General features: G+C 59.2%; 13 protein-coding genes. All 13 read right to left on the bottom strand.

Going from position 1 to position 18861, the window contains the following annotated elements:
- Positions 1-54: 54 nt before the first annotated feature.
- Complete coding sequence (locus OHL23_RS20925; RefSeq protein WP_263353908.1) at positions 55-1710, bottom strand: ribonuclease J; 1656 nt, start codon at positions 1708-1710, stop codon at positions 55-57.
- 98 nt (positions 1711-1808) lie between these two features.
- Positions 1809-5276: a protease pro-enzyme activation domain-containing protein gene (locus OHL23_RS20920; protein ID WP_263353907.1), complete on the bottom strand. Its 3468-nt coding sequence runs from the start codon at positions 5274-5276 to the stop codon at positions 1809-1811.
- Positions 5277-5454: 178 nt separating this feature from the next.
- Positions 5455-8100: an ABC transporter permease gene (locus tag OHL23_RS20915; RefSeq protein WP_263353906.1), complete on the bottom strand. Its 2646-nt coding sequence runs from the start codon at positions 8098-8100 to the stop codon at positions 5455-5457.
- 49 nt (positions 8101-8149) lie between these two features.
- Positions 8150-10795, bottom strand: coding sequence for an ABC transporter permease (locus tag OHL23_RS20910; protein WP_263353905.1), 2646 nt, complete (start codon positions 10793-10795; stop codon positions 8150-8152).
- Positions 10796-10820: 25 nt separating this feature from the next.
- The gene (locus OHL23_RS20905; protein WP_263353904.1) at positions 10821-13316 is read right to left on the bottom strand and encodes an ABC transporter permease; all 2496 of its coding nucleotides are present in this window, start codon (positions 13314-13316) and stop codon (positions 10821-10823) included.
- Between the two features lie 10 nt (positions 13317-13326).
- Positions 13327-13656 (bottom strand): PadR family transcriptional regulator, encoded by a 330-nt coding sequence (locus OHL23_RS20900; protein WP_263353903.1) that lies wholly within the window; start codon positions 13654-13656, stop codon positions 13327-13329.
- 116 nt (positions 13657-13772) lie between these two features.
- Positions 13773-14168 carry a VOC family protein gene (locus OHL23_RS20895; RefSeq protein WP_263353902.1) on the bottom strand — a complete coding sequence of 132 codons (396 nt, stop codon included), beginning with the start codon at positions 14166-14168 and terminating at the stop codon, positions 13773-13775.
- Between the two features lie 10 nt (positions 14169-14178).
- Complete coding sequence (locus OHL23_RS20890) at positions 14179-15051, bottom strand: 2,3,4,5-tetrahydropyridine-2,6-dicarboxylate N-succinyltransferase (protein ID WP_263353901.1); 873 nt, start codon at positions 15049-15051, stop codon at positions 14179-14181.
- Positions 15020-15511, bottom strand: a complete 492-nt coding sequence (locus tag OHL23_RS20885; protein WP_263353900.1) for a hypothetical protein — start codon at positions 15509-15511, stop codon at positions 15020-15022. Before OHL23_RS20885 ends, OHL23_RS20890 begins: the two co-directional genes overlap by 32 nt.
- Positions 15512-15805: 294 nt before the next feature.
- Positions 15806-16171 (bottom strand): hypothetical protein, encoded by a 366-nt coding sequence (locus OHL23_RS20880; RefSeq protein ID WP_263353899.1) that lies wholly within the window; start codon positions 16169-16171, stop codon positions 15806-15808.
- 175 nt (positions 16172-16346) lie between these two features.
- The gene (gene dapA / locus OHL23_RS20875; protein ID WP_263353898.1) at positions 16347-17273 is read right to left on the bottom strand and encodes a 4-hydroxy-tetrahydrodipicolinate synthase; all 927 of its coding nucleotides are present in this window, start codon (positions 17271-17273) and stop codon (positions 16347-16349) included.
- 98 nt (positions 17274-17371) lie between these two features.
- A complete protein-coding gene (locus tag OHL23_RS20870; protein ID WP_263353897.1) occupies positions 17372-18118 on the bottom strand; it encodes a class I SAM-dependent methyltransferase in 747 nt (248 codons plus the stop codon).
- 45 nt (positions 18119-18163) lie between these two features.
- A complete protein-coding gene (locus OHL23_RS20865; protein WP_263353896.1) occupies positions 18164-18841 on the bottom strand; it encodes a 4-hydroxy-tetrahydrodipicolinate reductase in 678 nt (225 codons plus the stop codon).
- Positions 18842-18861 lie beyond the last annotated feature (20 nt).

The raw sequence follows: 18861 nt of genomic DNA, 5'->3' as shown, positions 1-18861 counted from the left end.
ACAAAGGCGGGGCGGGATCGCAGGTGGTTCGCGTCTTCGCCCGCCCGATAAATGCTAGATCTCCATCACCACAGGCATGATCATAGGTCTGCGCCCGGTCGTTTTCTGAATATACCGCTTCAGTTCTACCCGAACTTTTTCCTTGACCATCCCATAGTCGGCGCGTTCTTCCTGGCTCAATCCATCCAGACTGCGCAGCACCACATCGCGGGCGCCGTCGGTGATATCCGCGCCGGCAAAGCCGCGCATTACCACCTCCGGAGCGCGCTCAATGTTCCCCGTGCGCTTATTGAGAGCAAGCACGGCCAGCACGATGCCGTCCTCGGACAAGGTGCGACGGTCTTTAATCACCAGGTCTTCGACGACGTCGATGCTCGAGCCGGAATCGATCAGGACCCGCCCGGCTGTCACTTTGCCGTTCTTGCGGGCGTTTGTCTTGTCGAGTTCCAGTACGTCGCCGTCTTCGATCACGATCGCCGTGCCGATGGCGCCTGTCTCGGTCGCCACCTGCGCGTGCTTCTTCAGGTAACGGTAATCGCCGTGAACAGGGATGAAATATTCCGGTCGCACAAGGTTGATGAGCAGGCGCATCTCTTCCTGACTGCCGTGGCCGCTCACATGGATCAGCCCCTGCGAGCCGTCGTCGTAGATCACGTTTGCGTCACGCCGGTACAGATGGTCGATCACCCGGAAGATGCCTTTTTCATTGCCGGGAATGACGCGCGAGCTGAGAATCACCGTGTCGCCCGGATCGATCTTGGCCTGCTTGTGGGTGTCCACCGCGGCGCGGCTGAGCGCGCTCATGGGCTCGCCCTGGGTGCCGCTGATCATCACCAGCAGCTTCTCGGGCGCGAAATCCTTCATCTGCCCCGGATGGATCACCAGCCCCGGTGGAATATCGAGATACCCCAGATCCTGCGCAATCTCGGTGCTTTCATTCATCGAGCGGCCAATGACGGCGACCTTGCGCCCATGGGCGCGCGCCAGCTCCAGCGCGATGCGGATGCGATAGATCGAGGACGAAAAGCAGCTGAAAAACAGCTTTTTCTTTGTCCGCGAGAAGATCTCGTCCAGCCGCGGCTTCACGGCCCACTCGCTGGGCGTGTAGCCGGAGCGCTCGACATTAGTCGAGTCCTGCAGGAGTGCCAGGACGCCACGCTTGCCGTATTCGGCGAAGGTATGCAGGTCAAAGGGCTTGCCATCCGGCGGGGAAAGATCGATCTTGAAGTCCCCGGTGTGGATCACGACGCCCACCGGGGTTTCAATCGCCAGCGCCACGCAGTCCACCAGCGAGTGAGTTACCCGAATCGGCTCGATAGTAAACGGCCCAATTGTGAACTTCAGCTTGGGCTGAATCTCGATCAGTTCCGTCTCATCGAGAAGCTTGTGCTCTTCGAGTTTGCCCTCGACGAAGGCAAGGGTGAACTCGGTTCCGTAAACGGGAACCTTGAGCTCGCTGAGAATCCACGGCAGGCCACCGATATGGTCCTCATGGCCGTGCGTCAACAGAATGGCGCGGACATGAGCCTTGTTTTCAATCAGGTAGGAAATATCAGGGACGACAACGTCAACGCCAAGCAACTCCGATTCCGGAAACATCAATCCGGCATCGATGACGATAATGTCGTCTTCCCAACGGAGCGCGAGGCAGTTCATTCCGAACTCGCCTAGGCCGCCCAGGGGAATTATTTTCAGTTTTTTTGTTTGCATCACTCGTCAATTCGATGCTATCACTCGCGCACTCTCCAGAAGAGGTTAGGCAGTCAGGCCGGATTGGCTTTGGAACAAATCCGGCCCGCATATGCCTTCTATTGCACGGTGAGAGTGACTGTTCCTGTGTTTGTAGTGCTGCCGGATGTGCCAGTAACGGTAATAGTGTAGGTTCCCGCTGTGGTTCCCGGTATGACCACCTGGCAGGAGGACCCACCTGCGCCTCCGCCTCCACCGCCGCAGGCTGTGACAACACTGGTGAGCGCGCCGAGAAAGAGCAGCATCGCAAAAAGTCGCCACCGTTTCGATGCCGGGAAGCCTAACAGCAGGACACCCGCCATCGCTGCTCCGCCTGCCGCAAGCCAGGGATCGGCCCCACTGGCTCGTTCATTTGCCTGGGTGCACCCGCCTCGCGCTGCGGTGGTCACCGTCAGCGCGGCTGTTCCAATGCCTGTTCCGCTAATCGCCACAGATCCCGTTGAGCCGAAGCTGACGGTCGGCGAGTTTGTCGTGTTGGCGGGACTCGCTGTAATTGCGGCAGTCAGGGCGACAGTCCCGGTAAATCCTCCGGCAGGGGTCACAGTCACCGTCGAGGTGTTGCCGCTCGTCGCGCCGGGTGTTACGCTCACCGCGCTTCCCGTGATGGAAAAGCTGGGTGGGGGTGCAGCTGCAACAGTCACGGAAGCCGATCCTGTAGAACTGCTGTAGAGGGCAGAGCTTCCGGAGTCTGGCGTGTAGCTTGCAGTTAGAGTGTCGTTACCGACGGCCAACGACTCTGAAGGAATTGTGAAGTTGGCGCTTGTTTGGCTGGGGGCCACTGGCGCCGAGGTGAATGTGCCGCCGGTGAGTGTGACAGTCCCCGTTGGCGCCTGATAGGTAGGTCCCTCATTGGTTTGAACGTAGACAATCACAGCCAGATTTTGGGCCGTTGTGATGGAAGAGGAAGCTGGCAACACTGTAACCGTCGGTGCAATAATTGTTGCCGCGGTCACCGACTCCGTAGTTGATCCTGTTGCGCTTGCGTAAATACCCGCGCTTGCCTTGTCCGGAGTATAGGTCACTTTTAGCGTGTCCGTGCCTGCCGCCAGAGCCTGAGCGGGAACCTGGATGAATGTTATTCCACTGGAGCCTGCCGCCACCGGCGCAGATTTATAGCTGCCGCTTACCAGCGTCACTGAGCCAGTAGGTACTGCGTTGTTGATGCCTCCGGAGATGGATACCTCTACCAGAAGAGATTGAGCTGTGGTTATGTTCGGCGTCCCAATGAATACGCTAACGCTAGGCGTGATGAGCGGCACGCTGGTCACGGTGATCGAGTCCGAACCGGTTGCAGTATTGTAAATTCCAGCGTCGGTCGCGTCTGGTGTATAACTCGCGGTCATCACGTTATTGCCTATGGGAAGCGTATCCGCAGGAATTGTGAAATAGGCATACCCATTGCTCAGCGTGGCCGATGACGACTCGTAACCGCCCCCGGAGAGAATGACTGAACCGGTTGGCGTCTTTCCGGCCCTGCCGGTCAACGTCACGCTTCCATAGATGGGTTGAGCGGTCGTAAAGCCCGAAGCACCAAAGTCTAACGACACGGTCGGTGTAGTCTCCGACACGGGGTAGCTGTTCAGGAAATTTGAAATATCGAGCGATCCCAACCCGGTTACCTCATCGTAACCATCGCCGATCAAGTACCCAGCCTGCCCGCCAGTAAGCCCGGTCGGTCCTGGAATGCTGTTGTTGCACATGCTCGGTGTATCCACGGTGCAACCGGAAACTCCGCTGGTGGCGACGGTAACGTCGTGGAAGACGGAAGGCGCGCTCGAAGCAAGCGAATACAACTGCGGATTCAGATTGCCCTGTCCGAAGCCCGCATTTTCGTCCAGCAGCGCCGCAATCGCCGCCATTGCGGGAGCGGCCGCCGAGGTACCGTAAAAATATTCAAACTCGAACTCTCCCTCGGAATTGGGAACGCAACTGCTTCCGGCAGCTGCAAAGCAGCCAAAGTAGCCATCGTGGCCAGAAGCGGAGAACGCAACATCGGGTGTATACCGGCCGGCTCTCGCTGATGGTACGCCTGTCCCGGTCTGCCAGCTCGGCGTTGCGACGAAGCTGCTGACTCCTCCACCCGAAGAAGCGGCTTGCGGTTCGGAATCCTCATTGAGCGGCTGGTTCCAGGCTCCCTCGGGGATGTAGCTCAGAGCGGATTCAAGAACACCCGAGTTTGTTGTTCCCCAGTATTCCGAGGGATCGCCGGTGTCATTGAACTCCGTCCCACCTACGCAGGTGGCATAGCTTGAAGAACAGATGTAGTTTGGGCTGTTCGGCGAAGGATCTGTCGGTGGGGTGCCAAAGTTCGCATCGCAGCCCGAGGCCCCCGCATCCCCCGAAGAGACAAAGACAGACATCCCTTCGCTCGCGGCCTGTTGAAAAAGCGTATCCCAGAACTTAACGCCGGAACTGCCACCTTCCGACTCGCAGGCTCCAAAACTGATGCTCATTACCTGCGCGGGTAGCGGCGTCGTTTGCACCAGATACTGCGCATCGTCTCCAATCCCGCCGCTGCTGGCGGTTGCAACCACCAGCTCCAACTGCCCGCCATTGGCGATGCTTCCCGCGCGCGTTACATCCAGCGTTGCTTCGAGTTGACCGTCAATCGAAGTGCCGGATGGCGGCGGAGCGGTGTAGGCGGGGCCAGGATCGATGCCCCCAAACGCGGTTGGAACGATCTCAATCGGATTCGGGAAACTCGTGCCGGTCAGTCCGCGAAATTCCTCAAAATCGGCCGGATCCGTGCGCGAAACACCCACAATTCCAATCGTCTGGCCTGCTCCTGTCCCTCCCCCTGGCAGATCGTAGATGGTTGCGAAATCCGCGGGCGTGACGAAGTGGTTACCATTCTCTAAGGTGAGATCAGGTCTGGCCATGTGCATTGACTTGGCCGAGTGAAACGGACGGTCATCAATGGTGTACAAGCCGCGGATAGCCTTGACGACCGGGGCTAGGCTCGCCGGTAACATTGGGTCCGAAGCAACCGAAATGCGCTCTGTTCCATGCACGTTGTAGCTCTGCAACTCCGTGTGGAAGGCGTGGTTGAGCTGCTCCACAGTGCCGCCAAAACCGAGGAAGATGCGGCTCGGAGCTACAAAGGACACATGCAGTCCCTGCGACTGGAGCCACGCGCTGACAGCCGCCAAATCATGCTCCGAGAGTCCGAATCGCTGGCCAACCTCGGCGGCAGTAAGCCAGTGATGATATTCGGGCGAGGCAGGATCCTGCTGAGCGGCCAGGAGCTTCTCAAAGGCAAGCTCCTTCTCCGGAGACCGGGACAAGACGATCGTAAGGCCATCGATGGGCTGACTCGCCGACAGCGCGCCGATACTGTTGGCCGCATTTGCCCACTGAGGATGATGGCGAGGCAATGCAACCAGCTTCGCCGAGTCGATAGCTTCCGGAAGCCGATCCACCGCCTGCGCCTGTAGCGCGCCTGCACCCCGAAGACTCGCTGCCAGCGCCACTGCGGCGCAAATGGTTCTTACCAGAAGAAATGAAATATGCCCAAGACTTGTCCGCATCGCAACCGAAAATCCACTCAGCACGGAAAAACGCACAGAGAAATACCCCTTCATGGAAGACTTTGACTCACAGATATCGTTGAGTTGATCTGTGTTCTAGCCTAACTCATGAAGTAACTCCGCGGGTATCTCCGGAAAACTAGCGCGCAATCAAACCTACAAACTCGTCCTACGCATCTCACTCCGCCCGCAGCGCTTCCGCGGGATCAACCCCGGCTGCCCGATGCGCCGGGATGTAACTGGCAAACATTGCAGCCGCGGCCAGCACCATGGCTACGCTGACCAGCGTTGTCGCATCCCAGGCCTCGGTGCCAAACAGCAGCTTGCGCATTCCCGTAGCGGCCCCGATGGAGCACGCGAGTCCCAGCACGATCCCGATCCCTGTGAGCCATCCTGCCTCGCGCAGGATCAGCCCGTACACCGAACGGCGCGGCGCACCCAGCGCCATGCGCACACCAATCTCCCGTGTCCGCTGGCTCACCGAGTACGCGACCACTCCGTACAGGCCGACTACCCCCAGCACCAGCGCCATCGCGGCAAACCCGCCCACCAGCGACGCAGCAGCTCTGTGAATCGCGGCCGTCGCCGAATTGTCGATCTGTTCGGTCATGGTCGTCTCATTCGAGACGCCGATGCCGGGATCGATCTGGTGAATCGCCGCGGAGATGGCCGAAAGAACCGATTCCGGCGACTGGGCCGCGCGCACCACCACTGTGAATCCGTCTTCCGGTTCCTGATACATGGGGTAGTAGACCGCCGGGCGAAGCTCGTCATCCAGGGCACCCTCGCGGATATCGTCGACGACCCCGATGATCTCCCGCAGCGATTCCTTCGAAAGGAGAGGGTCGCCGATCTTCTTGCCCACCGGGTCCTCACCAGGGAAAAACTGCTGCGCCAGGGTTTTGTTGATGATTAGGTACGGAAGATGTCCCGCGTCGTCGCTCTCCGTAAACGCACGGCCTCGCACCATTCCTGCCTGGAGGGTCTTGAAATATTCAGGAGTTACATCCCGCTCCGGCGCGTCGTTGTGCTCGCCATTGTACCCATGGCCCATTACGCGGAACCACGTCGTGTCGCAGTTGCAGGTCAGCGGCGGGTCGCTGCTTAATCCCACCGAGATCACGCCCGGCAACTGCGACACCCGCGCTACCACTTTGCGGTCGAGCGTCAACGACTGGGGCGCCTTGCCGTACACTTCGTCAGGCGCCTCCACATTCACCAACGCCAGATGGTCAGGATTGAAATGCACGTCCACATGCAGCAGCCGGTAAAAGCTCTTGGCCAGCAGTCCCGCACCGGCCAGCAGAACCATGGCCGTGGCCATTTCCGCAACCACCAGGTTCGCGCCCAGGCTTCGCCATGCCCGGCCGGCCGAGTTGCGTCCGCCTTCTGTAAGTCCCGAATACACAAGCGCCAGCGGGAGGCGCAGCATCGGCACAATCGAGAAGAGAATCGCCGCCACTACCGCCAGCAATCCCGCAAAGGCAATGCTGTGCATGTTAAGCTTCAGCCCTTCAAGAAAGGGCATGGACCCCAGCGCCTGTTTCGGCGGAAGCGCGCTCAACGCACGCATACCGGCGTCGGCTGCGCCCAGGCTCAGTGCAGTTCCGACTGTTACCAGCACAATACCCTCGGTCGCAAACTGCCTCATGAGCCGCATCCGGGAGGCGCCCAGCGCGCTACGCACGGCGAACTCGCGCTTTCGGGTCTCGGCCCGCACCAGCACCAGGCTCGATACATTCACGCACGCAATAAGCAGCAGCAGCGTCGCTCCGGCCAGCAGGACCAGTAGGATAGGACGAATGTTGCCGACGATCACTTCAGAGAGTGGCAGGACGATGGCGCCCTGACCCTTGTTCGAGTTCGGATATTGCATCTCCAGCCGCTGGGCGATGGTCTTGGTATCCGCCGTCGCCGTCTCCGTCGTCACGCCATCCTTGAGCCGCGCCAACCCGTAGATACTGTGGCAGCTTCGTCGCTTTTCGCACCCATTGGGATCGTGAAACGTGGACCAGAACTCGGAGATTCCGCGCGGCGCAAAGTTGAACTCCCGCGGAAGAACGCCAATGATCGTGTAGGGAAGCCCGCTCAGAGTGATCGTCTGACCCACCGCGCTCTTTTGCCCGCCAAACCGCTCCTGCCATGCCGCATAGCTCAGCAAGACAGTGCGGGGCGCTTCCGGCGAACTCTCGCCCGTATAAAAGTCGCGGCCCAGGAAAGGGGTAACCCCCAGCGCGCGAAAGAACCCATCGCTCACTCGCGTTCCTGGCACCGGCTGAGCGCCGGAGGGCGTTGGAAACAGATAACTGTTCGTGCCCCACGCTTCCAGCGATTGGAAGACTGCATTCTGCTTCTTCCAGTCGAGATAGTCCTCGTAAGAGAGATTGCATTTCGGACACTGCTTGGCGCTCTCGTACACCCCCACGATCCGCGAAGGGTCGCGATACGGCAGAGGCTTGATCAGCGCCGCATCCACAAACCCGAAGATCGCCACGCTGGCGCCAATTCCCAGTGCCAGCACGACGACGGCAGTCGCGGTAAAGCCCGGATTCTTGCGCAATTGCCGCAGCGCAAAGCGCAAATCCTGCAGTACCGTCTCGATCCGGAAGCCGACTACTTCCCGGCTCCGCTCCTTGAGTCGTTCCCCATTTCCGAACTGACGCATCGCTGTGAGCCGTGCGGCTTTCCTAGTCATGCCGCCGGCAAGAAACTCTTTCTCTGCCTGCATGCGGTGAAAGGTCATTTCTTCATCGAGTTCGCTGCGAAATTGGTCACGGCGAATCAATATCCTGAGCTTCCGAAAGAACCCACCTGCCTGCCCCATGATCTTCTCCTGAGCTTGTTCGTTTGCAGTGAGTGTTTGCACCGCTTCTTTACTCGGTTCGCAGCGCCTCCGCAGGATCGACCCTCGCGGCCCGCCGCGCCGGAAGATAACTCGCCAGCATCGCGGCTCCGGCCAAAACCACGGTGACGCCGGCCAATGTCTCCGCGTCCCAGGCCGCTGTGCCAAAGAGCAGTTTGCGCATTAGTGTTGCAGCTCCGATCGAGCATGCCAATCCAAGCACAATTCCAATCCCGGTAAGCCACCCGGCCTCGCCTAGGATCATGCCGTAGACCGACCCGCGCGGCGCGCCCAGCGCCATTCGTACCCCGATCTCACGCGTCCGCTGGCTCACCGAATAGGCGATGACGCCATACAACCCCACCACGCTTAGCACCAGAGCAATCGCTGCGAAGCCGCAGGCCAGCCACGCTGAAGAGCGATGCAGATATGCAGCGGAGGAGTCGTTGATTCTTGCGCTCATGGTTGTCTCGCCAAAGGTGGCCAGCGTCGGGTCGATCTCACGGATGGCAGCGCCCAGCACAGGCAGCATCGCCCGCTCGTCCCGCCATGTTCGAACCACGGCAAAAAACCAGTTATCCGGTTCCTGCGGATATGGGTCGTACATAACGGGCTTGGTCGCCACATCCAGCGGGCCTTCCTTGATGTCCTGGACGATGCCGACAATTTGTTTGGGAGGCGTCGATTCGTCAAAAATAATTCGCTTGCCGATCGGGTCCTCGGAGGGGAAATACGCTCGCGCCATCGCCTGATTGATGATCATCACCGGAGGTCTGGCCGCATCGTCGTTCTCGGTAAAGGAACGGCCTTGGAATAACTGGGCTCCCACTGTGGCGAAGTATCCGGAATCGATCTGCTTGATATTCACCTCATCGGGAGGCCCATTCTTGGGTCTGCCGACAACCATGAATGTCACGCTGTTGCTGCCGCTGTTGAGCGGCGGCTGAGTGCAGATGCCTGCCGACCGTACTCCGGGCAGGCTCCGGAGCCTTTCAACGACCTGTTTCGCGAGAGCGATTTTCTTTTCCACTTTTTCGTACCTCGCGCCAGGCGCGGTAACCCGCAGCATCGCCAGATGATCAGACCGCATGCCGATGTTGGTATTCAGAAGACGGTAGAGGCTCTTGCCCAGTAATCCCGCGCCAGTCAACAGCACCATCGCCATGGCCAGCTCCACCAGCACCATGTTCGAACCGAGCCGCCGCCAGAATATGCCCGCCGACCCCCTGGCTCCTTCGGCCAGTGCTGCCTGCATTCCCATGACCCGGCCTGACAGATACAAACGCACAGCGGGCGCAACGGAAAACACCAGGCACGCCATCAACGCAAGCATGCCCGCAAATGCCAGCACGCGGAAATTCAGTCCCAACCCGCGCAGGTAGGGCATGCCGGCCAACATCTGTGGTGGAATCAGCCGGGCCAGCAGCCGAATTGCGAGGCAGGCTAAACCCACTCCGGCAGCGGTGCTCCCGGCTGTGAGCACCAGACCCTCGGTTACAAACTGCCTCACCAGCCTTGCCGGCGACGCTCCCAGCGCGCCTCGAACGGCTATCTCCCGCCTGCGGCTCTCGGAGCGCACCAGTAGCAGGCTCGCCACATTCATGCACGCGATTAACAGCAGCAGAGCAGTGCCGCTGAGCAGTGCCAACAGAATTGGACGCAGATTGCCGACTAGCACCTCGGCCAACGGAAGTACCGTCGCGCCACGGCCCCCGTCTGCGTCAGGGTACTGCCTTGCCAGCTGCCCTGCAATGTCGGCCATGTCGGCCGCGGCACTCCCAAGCGAGACGCCATCCTTGAGCCGCGCCATACCAGACAGGCCGTGCCCGCCGCGATCCTCTGAAGTTGAATCGTGAAGCGTCGTCCAGAATTCCGCGGGTTCGACAGGGGCGAAATGGAACTCCGGGGGCAGCACGCCAATAATGGTGTTGGTTTGTCCATTCAAGGTTACAGTTTGCCCTGCAACATCCTGCGCTCCTCCATATCTCTTTTGCCAGGCGGCGTAACTCAGCAGTACGGTGCGAGGTGCGCTCGCCGCGTCTTCGCCGGCAACGAAGTCGCGTCCCAGCAGCGGTTTCACACCCAGCGTCCGAAAAAATCCGTCACTCACCCGAACTCCGGCGGCGCGTTCCGCGCCGGAGGGCGTACCCAGGAAAAGATCCGAACTGTCGTACGCCTCAAGCGAAGTAAAGACCTTGTTGAGCCGCTTCCAATCGAGGTAATCCAGATAGGAAAGATGGAACTGCGGGCCGATAGAAATGCTTTCGTAGACTCCTACCAGTCGGGACGGTTCCTGATAAGGCAATGGCTTGATCAGCGCCGCATCCACAAAACCGAAAATGGCCACGCTTGCGCCGATGCCGAGCGCGAGAATGAGAGTCGCGGTTGCAGTAAAGCCAGGGTTCTTGCGCAACTGCCGCAGCGCAAAGCGAAGATCCTGTGCAACCGTCTCAAAGCGGAAGCTAACTACTTCCTGGCTCCGCTCCTTGAGGCGTTCGGGATTGCCGAACTGGCGTTTTGCCGCGATTCTCGCGGCCTTTGGTGTCATGCCGCTGGCGACAAATACCTTCTCCGCCTGCGCGCGGTGAAAGGCCATTTCCTCATCAAGTTCGCTGCGAAAGCGCTCGCGGCGAATCAGCACCCACAATCTGCGCAAGAAACCGCTGGCAAAACCCATGTCAGCCTCCAATCTCTTGATCGACTTACTCAGTTCGCAAAGCTTCCACGGGATCAATTGAAGCTGCCCGAAGCGCCGGGCGCAGACTGGCCACGAACACCGGCGTCAGCAGCAAAAGTATTGCAATCAAAAATGTTCTCGGGTTATTCGGTTCAACACCATAAAGCTGGCTACTCAGAAGCCTCGTCAGCAGCAGCGTAGCCACGCCGCCAGAGGACAGTCCAATCAGCGCGGCAGCCAGTGTGCGCCTGAGAAACAGCATCGAAATCTGCCCGCGCGTCGCGCCCAGCGCCATGCGTACGCCGATCTCCTGCTTTCGCTGCGCAACAGAATACGCGACCACGCCATAAATGCCGACGCAGGCCAGCACTAACGCAATTCCGGCAAAGGAAACCAGCAGCGCCATATTCAAACGCGGCTGCGCTACGGAAGTGTCGATGAGCGTGTCCATGGTTCGTACATTGGCGATTGCCTGCTCAGGATCGACCTGATGCACCAGTTTCCGAATAGCTTTGGTTAGCTGTTCCGGCGGCAGTTGTGAGCGTACGACGAAGGAGCGCTGCACCACTCCCTGTTCGTCATCTGCGGGCCAATAGACTTCCGGCCCAACCGCCTGCGCTATCGAACCGGTAGTGCCTCGGACATCGCCCACAACGCCCACGATCTCGAAGGAATCGGTTCCGACGATCAAGTGCTTGCCAATCGGGTCTCCGCCTGGGAGATATTCCCGCTCCAACTGCTGATTGACGAGTACCGGGGTGTTCTTGATGTTGAAATCGCGGTCAGTGAAGGTGCGGCCTGCAAGCAACGGCGTCCCGACCGCTCGTAGATAATCGCCTGCGATATGCCGGTCTTCGGCGTTGATTGCAGGACGATTTGCGATGCGCGGAATCCAGTCGGCATCGAAGTTGCTGCGAAGGTGCCAGTCCGTGGTTGGCAGTGCATCGATCTGTCCTACCGCTGTCACTCCAGGCAGAGCCTCGATTCTTTGCTGCACGCTCGTATAAAAATTGCGGATCGATGCTGCTTTCGTGTCCCATGGAAGACTGGTTGCAAAGGTAAGCAGGTGATCCGGGTCAAATCCAAGAGGCGATTTCATCAGGTTCCACAGCGACTCGGCTAGCAGGCATGCACCTACGAGCAGAATCAGTGAAAGTCCCACCTGAACAGAAATGAACGCATTGCGCACTCTGCTGCCCGACGTTCCGGCAAAACGCGTCTCTCCGCGCTTCAAAGCCGTGTTCAATTGCACGCGCCGGTTCTGCCAAGCCGGCGCAAGACCAAACGCAATCCCTGTGCTTGCCGAGAGAGCGAGTGCAAATCCCGCCACCGGCCAGTTCATCCCAACCATTCCGGGAGCACCGAGGCTGCCGGGCAGTCGAGATCCAAACGTTCTTGCCAGTGAGTACGCCGCTGCCAGTCCAAACGAGCCGCCCATCAACGACAACAACGTGCTCTCGGTCAGAAACTGCAGCAGGATGCGGCCATTGGATGCACCCAACGCGCGACGCAACGCCACCTCGCGTTCGCGGACAGTTGCTCGCGACAACAGCAGATTGGCGACATTGATGCAGGCAATCATCAGCAGATCGGCCTGGGCTGCCTGTGCAGTCATGCCAGGCTTCAGCCGTCCATAGACATTTACAAACCGCGTACCCTCACTCCGATAGTCGCCAAATTGCCCCAGCGTGAAATGAGAAGGCCGCCAAAGATCGATCCCGTTTGGGATGCGGAAGCCGGGCGGCATTATGCCCACAATCGCCGCCTGCTTCCGATCAAGCAACACCTGCCTGCCGATCACGCTTCGGTCTCCGCCGAAGAGCTGCTGCCACGCTCCATAACTCAGCACCACTGCATCCGGCGCATTGGGCAGGCAATCCTTATCGTCGAATGTGCGCCCCAGCAACGGCTGAACGCCGAACAGCTTCCAGAACTGGCTGCTCGCGCCCACTGCCTTTACCGGCAGCGGCAATTGCGCTCCGGCAATCAGCGTCGGGTGATCGAAATAGAAGTAGGCAAGACTCTCAAACGATCGATTGCGAGCATCGAGGTCGAAGAATCGCGGCACACCAACCAGTCCGCCAGTCGACTGGCCATGCGTTCGCACATCCTCAATGTGCAGGATGCGATCTGCCTCCGGATATGGGAGGCTGCGCAGCAGGGATGAGTAAACCAGCGTGTAAATGGTTGCGGTAGCGCCAATGCCAAGCGTCAGCGTTAAAACAGTCGTGAACGCAAAGCCTGGAGATCGCGTCAACTGGCGCGCGGCATAGCGCACATCCTGCCAGACGCTCTCCCAGCGAAAGGCGACGATCCGGTGGCTCTCTTCGCGAAGTTTCACCGAGTTGCCGAACCGTCGCCGCGCCGCCAGCCGCGCCTGCATTGGAGTCATCCCGGCAGCCGCAAACTCGCGCTCCTGCTCTTCGCGATGAAAGGCCATCTCCTCGTCCAGTTCGCTGCGGAAGCGGCCGCGCCGCACCAGCATCCATAAACGCCGAAATAAGCCGCCAGCCTGACCCATTGGAAGCCTCCTATGCGTCCTGCAACACCCGCCCAATCGCCGTAATCATCCGCTCGAATTCCGAAAGCTCCAGTCCCAGTTGCTTGCGCCCTTCTGCAGTCAGCGTGTAGTAGCGCGCCCGGCGGTTGGTTTCGGTCTGCTTCCACTCCGCCTTCACCCATCCCTGCAGCAAGAGCCGCTGCAATGCCGGATAGAGCGAACCCTCTTCAACCGTGAGGACATCCTCCGAGAGCCGCTTGATCGAGAGCGCAATCCCGTATCCATGCAGCGGCGCGCGGGTCAACGTCTTCAGGATCAGCATGTCTAGCGTTCCCGGCAGCAGGTCGTTTTTCTTTGCCATTGCGCATAGATAGATGATCTATGGATAGAAAGTCAATGGAAAAATACCGCAGTCTCCTGAACCACAGCCGAGGCAGGGGATTGATGTGGGAACGGGGAGGGTTTGAATTTGGGAAGCTAGGATTCGGCAGGGGTTTCGGTTGGTTTTCGGAGTTCGTCCAGCATCAGGCGGTTGCCGAAAGGGTCCAGCAGCGTCAACTGCAGCGCACCGTAGAAGGTTTCTTCAATGCCGGGACGATAGTAGCCGTAGTTCTTCGTCTCTAATTCAGCGTGCAGTTCGCGGACGCCCTCAACGTATGCGGTGAAAACTGATCCCGGAGTCCCGTCGCCGTGGTGCTCCGAGAGCCGGAGCACCAGACCGTCCCGCGAAATCTGCATGAACAGTGGCGCGTCCTCATCGAAGCGGTGCTCAAAGTCCAACTTGAATCCGAGGTAGTCGAGGTAGAATTCCTTCGCCTTCTCGACAGAAAAGATGCGCAGGACCGGAATAACCTGCAGGGTGCGAAAGCTCATGCCAGACATGTTACCGCAGCAGGTCTTCGAGGGTCGTACTCAGGTCGGTCTTTTCATCGCGATACTTCACGATTACCGGTGCATAGATGCTCAATCCCCATTCGGCGCCCTTGCCGCGTCCCACCGCTCTCGATCCCGGAACCACGACCGCACCCTCGGGAATGATCAGGGGCAGTTCGGGCGTCGCCCGCAGCACCTCGCCATGCACCAGATCAAAGACCGGCGTCCCGCGCGTTAGGATCGTCCCTGGAGCGAGGACCGCGCCCTTGCGCACGATCGTGCCCTCGTAAACGCCTGTATTACCGCCCACGAGCACGTCGTCCTCGATCACTACAGGACTGGCATTTACCGGTTCCAGTACGCCGCCGATCTGGGCCGCCGCGCTCAGATGCACACGTTTGCCGATCTGCGCGCAACTGCCCACCAGCGCGTGCGAATCCACCATCGTGCCCTCGTCCACATACGCCCCGACGTTGATGTACATCGGAGGCATGCAGACCACCGAACGCGCGACGTAGGCACCGGCGCGCACGCTTGAGCCGCCAGGAACGACGCGCACGCCGTCCGCTGGACTGAATTTCCGCGATGGATAGGTGTTTTTGTCAACGAAGGAAAGCGCGCCTTGCGTTTGGCTTTCCGAGGGAAATTCCACCAGAACGCCCAGCCGAAAGCCCAGGAGAATCCCCTGCTTGACCCAGGCATTGACCCGCCAGCCCGTGGGGCTGGAACTGTCTGGCTCGGTTGCGCGTAACTCGCCGTGCTCCAGCGCGGTGCGTAACGCAAGAAAGACCTCTAATGCCTTTGCTTGCAAGGTGAAATCGGTTGCTGTCTCTGGGTGGGAGAAATAATGCTCAATCGTTCGCTGCAACGGTTGCAAAGTCATCGTTTCTAAGTCTAGCAACTTTGCGACGATCGGGCTTTCGCCCCATATCATGCCCCAGGGAATGTTTGCGCCTGTCCAGCAAAGTGGCCGGAGAAACAGTCGGAGAGAAATAAGCAGGTGCGGGCGGACCGATCAGTATCTGTTCGGTCTCTTCCTTGCTCAACATCTGCAACCGGAAAGAAAACTCACCACACGGAATCATCGCTACCGGCGCAGCCAACGAAGCCAGCTTTCCGCTGTTGCGCTTGGACTCAAGCCAGCTGCTCAGCCGGTGGTCATGAATCTCGGGACGATCCTGCCAGAACGAAGCTTCCAGCGGGCACACGATCCGTAGATGATCCAATTCCAACTCGACCGAGTCGAGATCGCGAGGGAAGTATTCTTTCGCATTCGCTGTGCCAATGTGTAGACCTACGGCCCCCGAATGTCCGGGGTGCCGTTCTTGCGTTTGAACTACCATTTTCCACCTCCGGAGGGGAACCTGAGTATGGAGTGTATGCAGTTAGATGAGGTTTGGAATTCCTCGAGCAAGAATAGTACGCGCCATCCGTACTAGATAGGGAACTTCAATTTGCCAATTCCGAATTGGTAACTAAAGAATGCCCCCGGTACGGTATACAGTACGTCACACTCTCTCTAAAAAGCAAATAAAAGGCGGGAATCCCGCCCTAATTTTTCTCTGGAGTTATTCTCCGTCAAATTTCATCGTATCTTTGCCGAAGATTCGCTACCGGGTGCACCAAAATACTCACCATCAGGCTGAGAAGCCCACCGCGTACTTAGTCATTTCCACTTCCTTGTCCACGTCCGGGCCCTGCATCGGGCTTAGGATCGGCAACAGCCGGAAGGCATGCTCGCCAGCCGGAATCATCGCCAGCGGCGCGGGCCTCGGAGCCAGCTTCCCCGTACCTTCCTTGGACTCAAGCCACGCAAGAAGCCGCTCATCATGGATCTCCGGATCGCTTTCCCAGAACTCCGGCTCAAGTGTGCATACGATGCGAAGGTGGTCCAGCTCCAGTTCAATTGCCGGCACATCAGGCGGGAAGAACTGCTGCACATTGCCGTAACCGATATGCAGCCCCGTCATCCCCAAGCGTCCACTTCTTGTTCGAACAACCATTTCTCACCCCAGCTTTTTGGGAGAACTAATCTATGTTCCTGCTACTGGATGCTAGGATGCGGTCGGGGACGCTGGAGTTATCGGAGGCTGGACGGTTTTGTACCTCTGTCATATAAAAATTTTCGCGGGATCAAAATAGAGGAGATACCGTTTCGTATTTAACCGAGTTAGCTCTTTAGAACATGCGCATGTCGCCTTCGGGCAGCGGCGCTTCCCGCAATAGTCCCAGTTCCCCAGCTAAGCGCTCGAGCTTCTGGCGCATCGCCCGGTCGGGTTGTACGAGCGGCAGTCGCACGCCGGCATCGCATCGGCCCATCAGGCTTAAAATCGTTTTCGCCGGCCCTGGATTCGACTCCCAGAAATTCGCTTCAAAGAGCCGCGCATACTTGCGCTCGATCTCACGCGCCCAGGGCCATTCATTCCGCAGCGCCGCCCTCACCATCCGCGTCAGCTCGGCCGGGGCTTCGTTCGACGCGACACTGATGAGTCCGTGTGCGCCGATGCCGATCGCCGCCAGCGCCAAATTGTCGTCTCCGGAGAAGATCTTGAACCCGCGCGGCGTCGAATGCACCAGCGCAGCCACCTGGGTCAGCTTGCCGCTGGCTTCTTTGATCGCAGCAATGTTGGGGGCATCTTCAGCCAGCCGGATCACCGTCTCGGGATCGAGATTCGCGCCGGTTCTGCCGGGCACGTTGTAGAGCACAACCGGCAGCGGATCGACCGTCCGGGCCAGCGCCATGAAATGCTGGTATTGTCCCTCCTGCGTCGGCTTGTTGTAATACGGATTGGCGGACAGCACCGCATCCACGCCGCGAATCCGTGTCAGCTTTTCCGCTTGCTTCACCAGCGTGCGCGTGCAGTTATGCGTGCATCCCGCAAACACGGGAACCCGCCCTGCCGCAGCTTCCACAACCAGTTGGATAGCCGTCAACCACTCTTCTTCTTCCAGCGTGGCGGCCTCACCCGTCGAGCCGCAGGCCACCAGAAAGTCAATCCCTGAATTGATCTGCCAGTTCACCAGCGCATAGAGCGCCCGATCGTCGATTGAACCGTCCCCGCGAAAGGGGGTCACCAGCGCCGTACCGCAACCCGTCGTTTCCATTCCGGAATTCCCAGCCTTCGTTTCCTGTATAAAAAGTGCCAAGGGTGAGTGTATAACGGCAGGGCGATGGGGATGGAGCCCGAATAGAGCCCACTGGGTCAGGCGCGTCTGGAGCCCACCCAGCGAAAGATCGAGCAAGGCTCCTCCGTGCTCCACGCATACTCGCCCTCCGGCTGGTGATTCAGAATGGCCTTATCCGCAGCCTCGTCCTCGGCGGAGAGAGGCACGCGCCCGCGCCATAGCCGCGCCCACCTGGGATTCTCGACCAGCAGATCCGCGCATTCGTCGTTGGCATAGATCAGATCCAGTTGCCCCGGCCGCGCGGCAAACTGCGCTTCCAGATGCCAGGCCAACAACTGCAGCACAGCCTCTCCAAAGGGATTGAACATGTACGCCACACAAGGATTGTCTGGGAATTCGAACTCCGTTACATCCTGGCAGACGATCCGCATCGGACAGCGCGCCCGCCCCGAGGCTTGCCACTTGTCGATGTTCTTTTGCGCAATCTCAGCCAGATCCGGATGCAGCTCGACGCCAATCACCTCGCGAAAGGGCATACGCGACGCGATCAACAGCCCGCGCCCCATTCCTGCGCCGATATCCACAAAAGAATAGTCTTCGGGAGGTGCCACCAGGTCCGTCGCGCGCCATAACGCGCACAGCTTTTCGAGCACCGAGGGGGCAATGCCATAATACGCGGTCGTGTGCTGGTCGTGCGGATGCCCGGTGGCAAGATGTGGCCCTCGAACCAGTCCGCTGGTCTGCACCTTGTGCTGGATATCGAAGGGATGGCGCATGAAGCCATCCTTGACCTTGAGTCCGGTCAAAAGCCGCTTGCGTCCCATTACGGAATCCTTCGCTGGCTCAGAGATATGCGAGGAGACAATTGATCAGACCTGTTCAAAGATCTCCTGGAACTCCCACACTCCGGTCTTGCCATGCAACCACTCGGCCGCTCGCACTGCGCCCTCGGCAAAGCCGCGCCGGTTGAACGAATCATGCCGCAGTTCGATCATGTCGTTTTCGCCGCGCGCCGTCACCACGTGCAGGCCGCTGGCGTCGCCCTCGCGCTTGGAGGTAATCTCCACCGGGACGCCAGGCTGGATCTTCTGCACAATTTCCTTGAGACTGAGTGCCGTGCCCGAGGGAGCATCCAGCTTGGTGGTATGGTGCGTCTCCTCAATGTGAAACTTGTAACCGCCCAGTTTGGCTACGCTCGCCGTCAACTTGAACAACTCCTGAACGCTCAACGAGAAGTTGCTGCCGTAGAGCAGAGCGCCGTTACGCCGCAGAGCTAGAGCCTTCATTTCAGCCAATCGGTCGTTCCAGCCGGTCGTTCCCACCACGATGCGGGCGCCAAGCGCCAAGCATGCGCGCATATTCTCAACTGCGGCTTCCGCAGTTGTGAAATCGATAACCACATCCACCTGGGCCACAGTCGGCGCTGTCAGCGAACTGGCGCCTTCGTTCTCACGAAAATCCAGCACTCGTACTGAGTGGCCGCGTTCCCGCGCCACCTGCGCAACAAGGCTTCCGGTCTTGCCTTTTCCGAGCACGAGCAGCAGCATGGCATTATCTCCTATATAAC

This window comes from Acidicapsa acidisoli, assembly GCF_025685625.1.
GTDB classification, from domain to species: domain Bacteria; phylum Acidobacteriota; class Terriglobia; order Terriglobales; family Acidobacteriaceae; genus Acidicapsa; species Acidicapsa acidisoli.
The sequence above is the reverse complement of the archived record's forward strand: the minus strand, read 5'-3'. Positions and strand labels throughout refer to the sequence as shown.